Source organism: Pseudomonas sp. Q2-TVG4-2 (assembly GCF_013620795.1).
Lineage (GTDB): Bacteria > Pseudomonadota > Gammaproteobacteria > Pseudomonadales > Pseudomonadaceae > Stutzerimonas.
The window spans coordinates 105801-120385 of sequence record NZ_LGLW01000009.1; the positions used below are offsets into that span (position 1 = coordinate 105801).

General features: G+C 61.5%; 9 protein-coding genes and 2 pseudogenes. 6 read left to right on the forward strand and 5 right to left on the reverse strand.

Annotated features, from left to right (window positions below; all coding sequences use genetic code 11):
• Window positions 1-59: 59 nt before the first annotated feature.
• From znuA to H3028_RS18590, 4 genes are all read left to right on the forward strand, one after another.
• Window positions 60-1052 (forward strand): zinc ABC transporter substrate-binding protein ZnuA, encoded by a 993-nt coding sequence (znuA, locus tag H3028_RS18575; RefSeq protein WP_181298706.1) that lies wholly within the window; start codon window positions 60-62, stop codon window positions 1050-1052.
• Between the two features lie 161 nt (window positions 1053-1213).
• A complete protein-coding gene (locus H3028_RS18580; RefSeq protein WP_181298707.1) occupies window positions 1214-3364 on the forward strand; it encodes an adenosylcobalamin-dependent ribonucleoside-diphosphate reductase in 2151 nt (716 codons plus the stop codon).
• Window positions 3365-3413: 49 nt separating this feature from the next.
• Window positions 3414-4112, forward strand: coding sequence for an NrdJb (locus H3028_RS18585; protein WP_181298708.1), 699 nt, complete (start codon window positions 3414-3416; stop codon window positions 4110-4112).
• Window positions 4113-4483: 371 nt separating this feature from the next.
• The gene (locus tag H3028_RS18590) at window positions 4484-5356 is read left to right on the forward strand and encodes a DMT family transporter (RefSeq protein WP_181298709.1); all 873 of its coding nucleotides are present in this window, start codon (window positions 4484-4486) and stop codon (window positions 5354-5356) included.
• Window positions 5357-5396: 40 nt separating this feature from the next.
• Here H3028_RS18590 and ppnN read toward each other — a convergent pair whose 3' ends face one another.
• From ppnN to H3028_RS18605, 3 genes are all read right to left on the reverse strand, one after another.
• Complete coding sequence (gene ppnN, locus H3028_RS18595) at window positions 5397-6770, reverse strand: nucleotide 5'-monophosphate nucleosidase PpnN (protein ID WP_181298710.1); 1374 nt, start codon at window positions 6768-6770, stop codon at window positions 5397-5399.
• 360 nt (window positions 6771-7130) lie between these two features.
• Complete coding sequence (locus tag H3028_RS18600) at window positions 7131-8081, reverse strand: homoserine kinase (RefSeq protein WP_181298711.1); 951 nt, start codon at window positions 8079-8081, stop codon at window positions 7131-7133.
• Between the two features lie 30 nt (window positions 8082-8111).
• On the reverse strand, window positions 8112-8393 hold the full coding sequence (locus tag H3028_RS18605) for a DUF2782 domain-containing protein (protein ID WP_181298712.1): 282 nt from the start codon (window positions 8391-8393) through the stop codon (window positions 8112-8114).
• A 75-nt stretch (window positions 8394-8468) separates the two neighbouring features.
• On the opposite strand from H3028_RS18605, the gene polA reads away from it, so the two are divergent.
• Complete coding sequence (polA, locus tag H3028_RS18610; protein WP_181298713.1) at window positions 8469-11213, forward strand: DNA polymerase I; 2745 nt, start codon at window positions 8469-8471, stop codon at window positions 11211-11213.
• Between the two features lie 440 nt (window positions 11214-11653).
• Here polA and tssI read toward each other — a convergent pair.
• Window positions 11654-12586, reverse strand: a pseudogene (gene tssI, locus H3028_RS18615) (type VI secretion system tip protein TssI/VgrG); the annotation flags it as partial.
• Between the two features lie 137 nt (window positions 12587-12723).
• Between tssI and H3028_RS18620 the strand changes: the two are divergent.
• On the forward strand, window positions 12724-13629 hold the full coding sequence (locus tag H3028_RS18620; protein ID WP_258237844.1) for a lipase family protein: 906 nt from the start codon (window positions 12724-12726) through the stop codon (window positions 13627-13629).
• 147 nt (window positions 13630-13776) lie between these two features.
• Here the strand turns inward: H3028_RS18620 and H3028_RS21345 are convergent.
• Window positions 13777-14145, reverse strand: a pseudogene (locus H3028_RS21345) (type VI secretion system ImpA family N-terminal domain-containing protein); the annotation flags it as partial.
• Between the last annotated feature and the right edge of the window lie 440 nt (window positions 14146-14585).

A 14585-nucleotide genomic window follows, 5' to 3' on the forward strand; every position in this document is an offset into this window, starting at 1 on the left:
AGACGAGGTGGCTGAGAGACGTTATTATGTTACCCATTCAGTCCAGTCGAGTGTTGCCTGTGTTCCGTCTTTTTTCGTTGCCGTTGCTTGTGACCATCGCCCTTCTCGGCAGTGCCCCGGCCCGCGCTGAGGTGGATCTGCTCACCAGTATCAAACCTCTGCAGCTGATTGCTGCGGCCATTCAGGACGGTGTCGGTGAGCCGCAGGTGCTGCTCCCGGCGGGTGCCTCTGCCCATCATTACGCCCTGCGACCTTCCGACGTACGGCATATCCGCAGCGCCGACCTGTTCTATTGGGTCGGCCCGGACATGGAAGGCTTTCTTGAGCCGGTGCTGAAGGACCGCAAGGGCCCGAGCGTGGCCGTACAGTCGCTGCCGGGTCTGACCCTGCGCCATTTCGGTGATGAACATGCCGAGTCCCATCAGGGGCACGCCGAGCACGACGACCACGCGCATGAATCGCATCATGAGCATGAGGGTCATGACGAGCACGCAGCGGCGCACGACGAACACGACCATGCGCACCGCCCCGGTAGTCTCGATGCGCACCTCTGGCTGCTGCCTGCCAATGCGTTGGTCATTGCCACGCGCATGGTCGGTGAACTGGCTGCGATCGATCCGGCCAATGCGCTGCGCTACCAAGCGAATCTCGAGGCGTTCAAGCAGCGTCTGGGAGAGCTCGATCGGCGCCTGCAGACGCGGCTGAGTAATACCCGCAGCAAGCCGTTCTTCGTTTTTCATGAAGCCTATGATTATTTCGAAGCGGCCTATGGGCTCGAACACGCCGGAGTATTCAGCGCTGGCGGTGAGGCCCAGCCCGGCGCGCGTCACGTGGCCGAGATGCGCCAGCGTCTGGAGCAGGCGGGTCCCAGCTGTGTGTTCCACGAACCCCCCAGCCGTCCACGTCTGGCCGACAGTCTGGTCCGCGGATTGCCGGTGCGGGTGGCCGAGCTGGACGCCATGGGCCACGGGATCGAGGCCAATGCCGGCGGATACGAGGGCCTGATCGAAAATCTGGGCACGTCGCTCGCCGAGTGTCTGGAGTCGCTCTGATCGTCGTCGCTGATCGGCGGCCGTTGAGCTGCCGTCGATCCACAATGCCGCTTTTCTATACGGGGCAGGCGCCTGATTGATATCTATCATGGAAGCGCTCGTCGCTCCTGGCATAAGCTGCTGCTTCGTTTTTTATCAATCAAGACGAGGATGCGCAGCGCATGGCGAAGACGGACGGGCCCATCGCGGCCGAGACCAGAACCACTTCCAGCATCGCCTTGCAGGCGGCCTCCGAGGACATCTGGGCACAGAAATATCGGCTGACCAGCAAGGACGGCGCGCCCATTGACGACAGCGTCGATGCGACCTGGCAACGGGTGGCGCGGGCGCTGGCCGACGTCGAACAGACCGAGCAGCGCCAGCACTGGTATGAACGCTTTCTCTGGGCGCTGCGCAATGGCGCGATTCCCGCCGGGCGGATCATTTCCAACGCCGGTGCGCAGGACTACAAGCCAGCCACCTCGACGATCAACTGCACTGTCTCTGGCACCATCAGCGATTCGATGGACGACATTCTCGGCAAGGTCCACGAGGCCGGACTGACGCTGAAAGCCGGCTGTGGCATCGGCTATGAGTTCAGCACCCTGCGCCCGCGCGGCTCCTTCGTATCCGGCGCCGGCGCGCATACCAGCGGGCCGCTGTCGTTCATGGATATCTTCGACAAGATGTGCTTCACCGTCAGCTCCGCCGGCGGTCGCCGCGGCGCGCAGATGGGGACCTTCGACGTCGGTCATCCCGATGTGCGCGAATTTATCCGCGCCAAGCGCGAGGACGGCCGGCTGCGTCAATTCAACCTCAGTTTGCTGATCACTGACGAGTTCATGCAGGCGGTGGACAGCGACGCCGACTGGCCGCTGATCTTCCCACTGCACCTGAAGGAAAAGGCCGAGCTCGACCTCGACGATCCGGCTCAGGTGGTTTGGCGCGAGTGGCCGAGTCACGACGGTTACGTCGTTCGTGAGGACGGTCTGGTGGCCTGCAAGATCTACGGCCGGGTCAAGGCGCGGCACCTGTGGGACATGATCATGGTCTCCACCTACGACTACGCCGAGCCGGGCTTCATCCTCATCGACCGGGTCAACCAGCTGAACAACAACTGGTGGTGCGAAGCGATCCGCGCGACCAATCCCTGCGGCGAGCAGCCGCTGCCGGCCTACGGCTCCTGCCTGCTGGGCTCGATCAACCTGACCCATTTCGTGATCGATCCATTCGGCGTCAATGCACGCTTCGATTGGGACAAGTACCGCGAAGTGGTGCGCCTGTTCACCCGCATGCTCGACAACGTGGTGGAGATCAACGGCCTGCCGCTGGCGCAGCAACGCCACGAGATAGAAAGCAAGCGCCGCCATGGCATGGGCTTCCTCGGCCTCGGCTCGACCCTGACGCTGCTCAAGCTACGCTACGGCAGCCCCGAAGCCTGCGTGTTCACCGAAGAAGTCGCGCGCGAAATGGCACTGGTCGGCTGGGAAGCCGCGCTCGATCTCTCGAAGGAAAAGGGTCCGGCGCCTCTACTGGCCGAAACCTTCGAAGTCACCGCCGAGATGCTGCGCAAGCGCCCGGAGATGAAGAAAGACGGCTACAAGATCGGCGATCGAGTGCCGGGCCGCGTACTGCATGCCAAATACTCGCGCTACATGCAGCGGATCGCCGAGTACGCCCCCGAACTCATCGAGCAGTTGGCCGAGCAGGGCGCGCGCTTCACCCACCACAGCTCCATCGCGCCCACCGGCACCATCAGCCTGAGCCTGGCCAACAACGCCTCCAACGGCATCGAACCAAGTTTTGCTCATCACTATTCGCGCAATCTGATCCGGGCCGGGCGCAAGGCCAAGGAAAAGATCGAGGTCTTCAGCTACGAATTGCTGGCTTACCGCACCCTGATCAATTCCAAGGCGCAGCCAGGCTCCAGTGACCCGTCACAACAGCTGCCGGACTATTTCATCACCGCTGACGACATTACCCCGACGCAGCACGTCGATATCCAGGCGGCGGCGCAGAAGTGGGTCGACTCGTCGATTTCCAAAACCGCGAACGTGCCCACCGACTACCCGTTCGAGGCGTTCAAGGACATTTACCGCTACGCCTGGCGTCAGGGCCTGAAGGGTTGCACCACTTTCCGCTTCAACCCGGCGGCATTCCAGGGTGTGCTGGTCAAGGAGGCCGACCTGGAGAAGACCCTGTACCGCTTCATCCTCGAAGACGGCAGCGTGGTCGAGTTGAAAGGCAACGAAGAGGTCGAATACGACGGCGAGGTCAATTCAGCCGCCAACTTGTTCGACGCCCTCAAAGAAGGCTATTACGGCAAGTATTGAGCCCCGACTGACAGCCGGGCGGCGCGCGTCGCCCGGACGGAGAACTGTAATGACCGTCAAGATCACCCAACGCATCAAGGGCTTCAAGGTCGTCGACGAGACCCTCGAACGCCCAGCCGTGACGCCCGAGAGCACCACCAGCAAGGCCTCCACGGTGGTGGAGATGGACGAGAGTCTGCAGCGCCCGGAAACCCTGGTCGGCATGACCTACAAGATCAAGTCGCCGCTGTTCGAGCACGCGCTTTACGTCACCGTCAATGATGTCGTGCTCAACGCGGGCACACCGCACGAGCAGCGCAGGCCATTCGAGATATTCATCAATTCGAAGAACATGGACCACTTTCAGTGGATCGTTGCGCTCACCCGCATCATGTCGGCGGTGTTCCGCAAGGGCGGCGACTGCACCTTCCTGGTCGAGGAGCTGAAAGCGGTATTCGACCCGCGCGGCGGCTACCTGAAAAAGGGTGGCGTCTACATGCCGTCCATCGTCGCCGAAATCGGTGGCGTGCTGGAGCGCCATCTAATCGCTATCGGCATGCTCGAAGGCCATGCGCTGGACGAAACCCAGCTCAAGTACCTGGCTGAAAAGCGCGCCGCCTACGAGGCCAGCCAGGGCGCGGTAGCCCTCGAGCCGGGCGAAGGATTTCCGGCCGGTGCGCAACTCTGTAACAAGTGCAGCACCCAGGCCGTGGTGCAGATGGATGGCTGCGCCACCTGTCTGAACTGCGGCAATTCGAAGTGCGGCTGAGCCGACTGCACTGATCGCCTGCCGTGGCGTTCGTCAGGCCCGCTTTACCGGGCGGGCCTGGCTCTGCTAGTTTTCAGCGCATCGTTATCAAGGCAACCTATCCGGCCACCGATCGCATGTCCTCTCTTGTCCACAGCCTATTTCCAGTGAAGCTTGCCGAGTTCGGTGTGGGCCGGCTGTGCGCGATTGCACCTCCTCCATCTGTCGTTGCCGTCCTGGCAATCGCGCCACCACCTCCACAGGCGGTTGCGCTGGGCTGATTCGCCCGCACCTCGCAGCTCCAGCTTTGACTCGCCGACCCTACGGGTCGATGCGCCCACGTGCTCGACGTCCGGCTGGAGCCTGTTTTGCTTTCGACAGGTGGATGACTGATGAATATCGACAAATCGTCGTGCAAGTCCTACGGCGTCATGGCCTTGTTCGTACTGCTATGGGGCAGTGCGGCCATCTTTACCCGCTGGGGGCTCGATCACGGCACCCCGTTCGCGCTGCTGATCGTGCGCTTTGCTCTGGCCCTGGGCGCGGTGGCGCTGATCGGCCTTTACCGATGGCGCTGGCGGCCGGTGCCCGGTACTGGCCGGCACACGGCAGCTACCGGTCTGTTGATGATCGGCTGTTATTCGATCTGCTATTTCCAGGCCATGGACCATGGCGTGACGCCGGGCGTGATCGCGACACTGCTTGGCGTGCAGCCAATACTCACCTTGCTGCTCCTCGAACGACGCTTCTCGCCGCTGCGCCTGGTCGGCTTGCTGGTGGCACTGGCCGGGCTGGCCGCGGTGGTGTTCCAGAGCCTGGTGCTGGCGCGCTTCTCACTTGCAGGAATGCTCTTCGCTCTTGGTGCGCTGCTGTGCATGACGCTTGGGGCGATCTTGCAGCAGCGCATCCGTCAAAGCCCGGTGGAAGTGTTGCCGACGCAGTACGCGGTGAGTCTGCTGCTGTGCCTGGCCTTCGTGCCGTTTCAGCCAATCCGGATCGAAGCCGTGGCCGGCTTCATCGTTCCGGTGCTCTGGCTGGGGCTGGTTATTTCGGTGGCGGCGCAGCTGTTGCTGTATCGCATGATTCAGACCGGCAATCTGGTCAACGTCACCAGCCTGTTCTATCTGGTGCCGGTGGTAACCGTGGGGATGGATTACCTGTTCCTCGGCAATCAGCTGTCGCGCCTCGGCCTGCTGGGCATGGCTGCGATTCTGCTGGGTCTGGCGCTGGTGTTCCGTGCGGCGCCGGGGCCGCGATCTCGATGAGCTGAGGCCGGGTGGCGGTTCTGCCGCCCGGCCAGCAGCCTCAGCTGACCACGCGATAGCAGGGCACGTAGGGTCGCCCGCCGGGCAACTTCATTCGGTGCTGCAGAACAAACGCCTGCAGCAGCTCGTCCAGCGGTTTCATGATTGCCGTGTCGCCATGGATTTCGTAGCGGCCGAACTGCTCGATGCGGCGGATACCCTTGTCTTTGACGTTGCCGGCGACGATTCCGGAAAAGGCTCTGCGCAGATTCGCCGCCAATAGATGGGGTGGCACATCGCGAGTCAGCTGCAGGTTGGCCATGTTCTCGTGGGTCGGATCGAAGGGGTGCTGGAAGCCTTCCTCGATCTTCAGCAGCCAGTTGAAATGGAAGGCATCGTTGCGCTCGCGCCGGAACTGCTTGACCGCTTTCAGCCCCTCGACCATTTGCCGCGCCACTTCGGCCGGGTCGTCGATGACGATCTGGTAGAGGTTCTGGGCTTCCTCGCCCAGTGTCGCGCCGACGAACTCGCATAGTTGCTGCAGGTAGGGCGCGGCGCTTTCCGGGCCGGTGAGGATGACCGGGAAGGGCACGTCGCGATTGTCCGGGTGCAGCAGGATGCCTAGCAGGTAAAGAAACTCTTCCGCGGTGCCAACGCCCCCGGGGAAGATGATGATGCCGTGGCCGACCCGCACGAAGGCCTCCAGGCGCTTCTCGATATCCGGCAGGATCACCAGCTCGTTGACGATCGGGTTCGGCGCCTCGGCGGCAATGATGCCCGGCTCGGTCAGCCCCAGGTAGCGGCCGGCGAGGATGCGCTGCTTGGCGTGGGCGATGGTCGCCCCTTTCATCGGGCCTTTCATCACCCCAGGGCCGCAGCCGGTGCAGATGTTCAGGTTACGCAGGCCCAGCTCATGGCCGACCCGCTTGCTGTACTTGTATTCCTCCGTGCTGATCGAATGCCCGCCCCAGCACACCACCATGTTCGGCTCGATGCCGGGGCGTAGGGTGCGGGCGTTGCGCAGCAGATGGAACACGTAGTCGGTGATACCCGCGGAACTGCTCAGATCGATACGCGGACTGCCCAGTTCGCTTTCGGTGTAGACGATGTCGCGCAGCGCGCTGAAGAGCATTTCGCGCGTGCTGGCGATCATCTCGCCATCGACGAAGGCATCGGCGGGCGCGTTGAGCAGCTCCAGCCGCACGCCGCGATCCTGCTGATGAATGCGGACCTCGAAGTCGTCGTACGCCTCGAGGATGGTCTTGGCGTTATCGATACGCGCGCCGGTGTTTAGGATCGCCAGGACACATTGGCGGAACAGCGTATAGGTGCTGCCCGAACTGGCTTCACTCAGTTGTTGTACTTCCCGTTGGGACAGGGTTTCCAGGCTTCCTTTGGGGCTTACCGAGGCATTGATTACATAGCGTGAGGTCATTCGTTCTGTTCCCTGAAAAAATGCTACCGAGCCAGGCAGGTCAGGTGCATCAGGATGTGATACGTCCGGGATCGCCCGGAGCGCACGATTGCGGTGGTTCGACAGCGCGACGCCAAGCGTTGGGGAAAGCCCGCAGCTGCAGGCTATGGCGAAAAGGCGGTCATCTTACCCCAGCCGCTTCAATGAGCATGGGCGGGGTTTCTTGACGCCGGGCGCGCGAAAACGTTCCTTGGCCGTTACTGGCAAAGCGTTCGACCGCAAACGGTGCGGATTGTCCGTAGCGTGAAAGAGCGATTGCTTGGCTGAGAAGGGTGTCGCATCGCCCACGCGGCCCGTGCGGGTCGCGTCGGCGGACAGGCCTCAGAGCGCGAACGGCAAAGCGCTATGGCACTGCTGGCGAGCTGCGAGCAGGCGGCGGAACTCATCCGGGTCTTTAATCAGCACGGGTTGGCCGGCGAAGTTCTGCTCGGCGATCAGGCGCGAGAGCCAAAAGCGTATGCAGGCCACGCGCAGCATCGGCTTCCACAACTCGGCTTCGGCCGGGGTGAACCGACGCAAGGCGGAGTAGGCGGCCAGCATTGCCTGGCTACGCTCCTCGTCGAGCTCGCCGTTGGGGTGTGAGCACCAGTCATTTACGGTAATGGCAATGTCATAGAGCATCGGGCCGGAGCAGGCGTTGTAGAAATCGATCACGCCGGTCAGATGGTTGCCTTCGAACAGCACGTTGTCGCGGAACAGGTCCGCGTGCAGATTGGCGCGGGGCAAGGCGAGAATCTTCGGCTTCAGCTCGGCGATTTCCGCCAGGCCGTTGCGCAGGAGTGGCAGCTGGTCCTCGGGCAGCGCCATGGCGAGACTAGGGCCCTCTTCCTGCATCCAGTCCAGGCCGCGGTCGCTGCGGCGTTCGATGACCTGTTCGCGGGTCGCCAGGTGCAGTCGCGCCAATAACCGGCCCACTTCGGCGCAGTGATGCGTATTCGGCACGGCGATGTGCTTGCCTGGCAACCGCGGCTGGAGCATTGCCGGTTTCTCCGCCAGGTCGCGCAGCGCTTCGCCGCGTGTGGTACGCAATGCGTAAGGCACCGGCAGGCGCGCGCTGTGCAGTACGTCGAGCAGCTCGATGAAGAACGGCAGGTCCTGTGTCGGGCCCCGTTCGACTAGGGTCAGGACATACTCGCCCTGTTCCATGCTGACGAAGAAGTTGCTGTTCTCGCTGCCTGCAGCGATGCCCTGGAAGTCGCGCAGGCGTCCCAGTTGATAAGGCGCCAAAAAGGCTTCCAGTTCTTCGCGTTGCAGCGGGGTGAATACCGACATGAGTGGCCTTCCGTTAACGTCGTCGCTTCGTTACCAGCTAAAAATTTCCCACGCCGGGATCAGCATGTCCGGCTTGTCGGCGCGGATGAAGTTGCTATCGCCATCGGCGCGTACTAGAAAGTACGGCTTGCCGGTCTTGGGGGTGATTTTCACAGCATAGAGGAAGCCGTTGACCCGGTATTCCTCAACGGTCCGCTCACCTTCTTGGCGAATGGTGACGTCGGGCTCGCCCTCGACCGACTCTTGGGCAGAACCGGTCAGCGGCACGAGCGCCAGCAGGCTGGCCAGCATCAGAGATTTGATCACACGCATGATAACCTTGTCCCTTTGTCGTCAAGTGGTCCCTGCATTCTAGCTGCGGGCCCGCCGAAAAGGTTGATCCTGCTCATGAGCCAAACGCCCCTCGTTCTGGTGGACGGTTCGTCCTACCTCTATCGCGCTTTTCACGCCTTGCCTCCGCTGACCACATCCACCGGCAAGCCCACCGGGGCGGTGAAGGGCGTGCTGAACATGCTGCTGGCGCTGCGCCGACAGTATCCGGACAGCCCGTTCGCCGTGGTTTTCGACGCTAAGGGGCCGACCTTCCGCGACACGCTGTTCGCCGAGTACAAGTCCCACCGCCCGCCGATGCCGGATGACCTGCGCAGCCAGGTCGAGCCGCTGCATGCCAGCGTACGTGCGCTGGGCATGCCGCTGCTGTGCGTCGATGGTGTTGAGGCCGACGACGTGATTGGAACACTGGCGCGCCAATGTGCGGCGCTGGGACGCGACGTGATCATCTCCACCGGCGACAAGGACATGGCGCAGCTGGTTTGCCCGCACGTCACCCTGGTCAACACCATGACCGGCAGCGTCTACGACATTGAGGGCGTCCGGACCAAGTTCGGTGTCGGCCCTGAGCTGATCATCGACTTCCTTGCGCTGATGGGCGACAAGGTCGACAACATCCCCGGTGTGCCCGGTGTCGGCGAGAAGACCGCCTGCGGGCTGCTTAACGGCATCACCGGTGGTCTCAAGGGGCTCTACGAGAATCTCCAGAAGGTCTGCGACCTGCCGATCCGCGGCGCCAAATCGCTGGCGGCCAAGCTCGAGGAGCATCGCACAGCGGCGTTCATGTCTTACGAACTGGCGACGATCAAGATCGACGTACCGCTGGATGTGCAGGTCGCCGATCTGATGCCGGGTGAGCCGCATCGCGAGGCACTGATCGCGCTGTACCGCGAACTTGAATTCAAGAACTGGCTCGACGAGCTGCTACGCGAGGCCAGGGCCGCCGGCGAGAACTGCGAGGTGCAGCCCGAGAACTGTTCGATCCAGGCCGAGGCAAGCTACAGCACGGTGCTCGATCAGGCCGAGTTCGATGGCTGGCTGGCGCGCCTGCAGGCCGCCGGCTGCTTCGCCTTCGACACTGAAACCACCAGCATCGATGCACAAAAGGCGCAGCTGGTCGGCGTCTCCTTCGCCATCGAGGCGGGCGAGGCCGCCTACGTGCCGCTTTGCCACAGCTACATGGGTGTGCCTCAGCAACTCGACCGCGATGCGGTGCTCGCCGCGCTCAAGCCATTGCTGGAGGATCCGAACAAGCTGAAGATCTGCCAGCACGGCAAGTACGACATGAACGTGCTGATGCATTACGGCGTGGAAATGCGCGGCATGTGTTTCGACACCATGCTCGAATCCTACGTACTCGATGCTACGGCGACCCGTCACGATATGGACAGCCTCGCGCTGAAATACCTCGGCCGCGGCACCATCCGCTTCGAGGACATCGCCGGCAAGGGCGCCAAACAGTTGACCTTCGACCAGATCGCCATCGAGCAGGCCGGCCCCTACGCTGCCGAAGACGCCGATGTCACCCTGCGCTTGCATCAAGCCCTGCTCGACAAGCTCGAAGCCACGCCGTCTCTGCTCAAGGTACTCAACGAGATCGAGATGCCGCTGGTGCCTGTGCTGGCGCGCATTGAGCGCAACGGCGCACTGGTCGATGCCAATCTGCTCGGCCTGCAAAGCGTCGAGCTGGGCAACAAGCTGACCGAGCTGGAGCGTGAGGCCTATGACATGGCCGGGGAGGAGTTCAACCTCGGCTCGCCCAAGCAGCTCTGCGCCATCCTCTATGAAAAGCTCGGCTGCCCAGTGCTGTCGAAGACGGCCGGTGGCCAGCCGTCGACTGCGGAAAGCGTGCTGGCCGAACTGGCCGATCGCGACTATCCGCTGCCCAAAGTGATCATGCAGCATCGTAGCTTGAGCAAGCTCAAGGGTACCTATACCGATAAGCTGCCGCTGCAGATAAACCCACGCACCGGCCGCATCCACACCAGTTACCACCAGGCGGTAACCGCAACAGGGCGCCTGTCGTCCAGCGACCCGAACCTGCAGAACATTCCGATCCGCACTGCCGAAGGTCGGCGAATTCGCCAAGCCTTCGTCGCCGCGCCAGGCTATAAGCTGCTGGCAGCCGACTATTCGCAGATCGAGCTGCGCATCATGGCGCACTTGGCTCAGGATGCAGGCTTGCTGTATGCGTTCCAGAACGACCTAGACGTACACCGCGCCACGGCGGCGGAGGTGTTTGGCGTCGAGCTGGATCAGGTGAGCAACGACCAGCGGCGCAGCGCTAAGGCGATCAACTTTGGCCTGATCTACGGCATGAGCGCCTTCGGCCTGGCCAAGCAGATCGATGTCAACCGTGGGGAAGCGCAGGCCTATATCGATCGCTACTTTGCCCGCTACCCCGGCGTGCTCGCCTACATGGAGCGCACCCGTGCTCAGGCGGCCGAGCAGGGCTTTGTCGAAACGCTATTCGGGCGTCGCTTGTATCTGCCGGAGATCAACTCGAAGAACGGTGCCATGCGCAAGGGCGCCGAACGCACCGCGATCAACGCGCCGATGCAAGGCACCGCCGCGGACATCATCAAGCGCGCCATGATCAGCGTGGACAACTGGCTGCGGCAGAGCGGACTGGATGCTCGGGTGATCCTGCAGGTGCACGACGAGCTGGTTGTCGAGGTGCGTGAAGATCTGGTTGAGCAGGTGCGAGCGCAGATCTGCCCGCTGATGAGCCAGGCCGCCGAGCTGGACGTGCCGCTGCTGGTTGAGGCAGGCATCGGCGACAACTGGGACGAGGCGCATTGAGCCGTGTCAATGGCACGCCTGCTGTGCTTCGAATGGTCGTTGTCGACGCTGCCGGAGCGGTTCAGAAAATATTTTCGGTCAGCATTGAACTTGCGGAGCAAAAGCCTGGTCTGAGGCTACGAAGGGTGTAAAAGCCCTTCGATGCTCCTTGTTGTGTTAAGTGTTGGCAGATCTCTGGACCTCGCCCTAGCGGTCCGGATTTGGACCTCGAACTTCCCCCTCCCCCAACGAAGTTCGAGGTTTTTTTTGCCTGGAGAAAACCTCGGCAGATCCCGTTGGCCGGTTGTGTCGGCAAAAAACGCAGCCCACGCTCTTGTTGAAGAAGCCATTCGTACCCTGTACTGCTTCGGTAGATGGGCTTCGATCTATGCAGGCGAGCGCACTGAAGCGAACGCAGCCGTAACGCCCATCGCGGCTCAACGTACTCGCGCCTGTTCCTGTTATCCCGAGAAATCGAGCATTCGCTTGTGTTTCATCGGTGCACTAACCGGCTCACTGGCCGAGCTCTGCTCTAACAAGCTTCCTGCCTTGTCGGCATCCGCCATCCTCGGTAACAACGGCGATTTTATCCTGGCCCCCGAGCCCACGCCCGGTGCGCCACCGGCATTGATTTTCACGAGTGGGCCAGACACGGTGATTCCCCCGGGGTCTAGCTTGATGAAGCTGCCGCCGGCTTTGAGGGTCAGTTCGATACCGGCTTCGATGACCATTTTCTGCCCGGCCTTGAGGTGAATCTCGCGACCGGCTTTGGTCAGCTGAGCGGTGCCGAGCTTGATGTGTTGGGCCTGGCCGATGGTGAGATGCTCGTCGGGTTTGACTTCTGCTTTGCGGTCGCCGGTGACCGTTAGGTGCTCCTCGGCCTTGAGCTCGGTGAAGCTTGCGGCCTCGACGGTGTCGTGGCGTTCGTTGCCAACACGAATCTTCTGGTCGTGCTCGATGTTCTCGTCCCAGTCGCGCTGGGCGTGGATGTAGATCTGCTCGGCGCCTTTGCGGTCTTCGATACGCAGCTCGTTGTAGCCACCACCGCCCGGCGAACTCAGGGTTTTGAAGGCGCTGCGGGTCTTGTGCGCAGGCAGGTCATACGGCACCTGGTGTTCGGCATGGTAGAGGCATCCGCTGACCAGTGGCTGATCGGGGTCGCCTTCGAGGAAGGTGACCAGCACCTCCATACCTATCCGCGGGATAGCGATGCCGCCATAGCCGTCGCCGGCCCAGTTCGAACGCACGCGCAGCCAGCAGCTGGTCTTCTCGTCGCTCAGCCCCTCGCGGTCCCAGAAGAACTGGACTTTGATGCGTCCGTATTCATCGCAGTGGATCTCTTCGCCAGCGGGACCGGTGACCACGGCGGTCTGGCTGCCCAGAACGCGCGGTTTCAGCATCAGACCAGTGTGGCGTTGCCCTTGGCTGCAACCAACATCATGTCATCGAAATCAAAGCGCTCCGCGCATATAGCCCACTACTGTCTCGGGCTCATGACTTCTGCGCACTGAACGCCTATCACCTCGCGCTGATGAGCACATTCGTCTATGCCCCTTTTAGTACCGACAAAAAGCCTTACAGCTCCTCACCCCCTCCTTACAACTCGATCGGAAGTATCGGCCATGTATTGCAGAATCAGTTGGGCTGCCGAGTAAAGCCAACTCAATTCAACAGTGCTGGCCCATACCATATGATCTGTGAAGAGGTGCCTTATTCGAAGCGACTAGAAATCATGCCCTACGATCCACTGCGCTACGAAAAAGAGACGCAAGAGGGGTGGAAAAATCCCGAGGACGTGCATTTTCTTTACGACACGGAGTCGGGCACCAATACCCAGGCCTTCATTACCCATAACGACAAGGTGGTGCTGATCACGGTGCGCGGCACTCAGGAGATATTGGCCGACGCCAGCCGAGATGCTGATGCTCGCCAAGTGCCAATTGAAGATGGCGTAGGCCAAGCGCATCGCGGGTTCTATGGAGGATTCCAAGCAGCGAAACCCTTCGTTGAGCGCTATCTCAATTCTTTTTACACAGGCGAGCAGACTTTGATCGTCTGCGGCCATAGCCTTGGCGGAGCGATCGCCTTGCTATTAGCAGACTGGCTGCGCCGGAAGTGGTCCGATGATACCCAGCTCTACACCTATGGCGCACCCCGCGCCGGCGACGCTGCTTTCGTTAAAGCCGCCCAGCCGCTTACCCATCACCGTATCGTCAACCATAACGATCCAGTTCCCGCTGTGCCTTTGCCCTGGATGGACGCGGAGTGGAAGCTGGCTCTTGTGTGCGTCTTTCTCATGCTCAACCGGGGTGTTGGCGGTGAACACCTGCGCCGCTGCCTGCTTGACCTGGGCGATAGCGGCGCCGACAGCTCCTGGCTGCGGATGCGCGGCGCCGGCTCGCTTGACCATTTCCTCAAGTCGACGGCACAGCGGTAAAAGAAGCGGCGCCTGGGTTCCGAGGTGTGTCGCTAGGCAGCTTTCGAGGCTACGTAGCTCGACCGCGATCTGTTCGAATAGAGGCAGCTGTTCGCCCATTGGCACATGGTCGGCAAGCACCTGTTCCATGCGGGGGACCAGCCAGTTGATCGCAGCAGCACGGGTGCGGTCCTTGCGTGGGTGAAGCTCTCCCCAGTGATCGCGGCATAGAAAGCCGAGCATGGCCAGGCCGGCATGCAGCCCGAGAAATGAATCGCGTTGATACAGGCTCCAGGTCAGCCATGCGGCGATTCGTAGATCCTTTGTCTGGGTACTTAGCAGGCATTCACTACCTTCACGCACGGCTTCCCAGTCAACGGCCCCGGCCGCGTGCAAGGACGCCGCCTTGCCAAGCTCCTGCTCCAGCCCCTCATACTCAGGGGCATAGCGAACATCATCGCCCACGAAGCAGGTTGCCGTTATTGGAACTTTTGCTACCGCCAATACGTGGGCGGCTAGCTTGCTAGAAAACGTCATTCCATGACTCAACTGATGCCTGCGTTAGCACTGTTGCTGTTGCAGGGGCGCTTCATGCGCAACGACTTGCTACGTGCAGTACCCGCACGTCATTGAGGTGCGAATCCTAGGCCGGAAGGCTGAGGATGACTGTGAAGTGGATTCCACCTAAGGCTATGGACCGGTGGGGCATACGCCGGAGATGTGCAGTAGTTAACTTCTTGAGGCGCCCTCTTGGTGAACCCCAGCGTGGAAGCCTTGTCTCGCAACTCCATTACGCGGGTCAGCGGTCGTTCGTGCGGCGTTTCAATCTCCTATATATAGGTGGAGGGTGTTCACGCGAAGCCAAGCAAAGAAAACCATTGACGGCTCGATCTGAGGACCTATAATGCGCACCTTCTCCGGCGCAGGCCTTTGGCGAAACCTCTTTTAAATCAAGAAGTTAGCGAAATAAAAGGCTT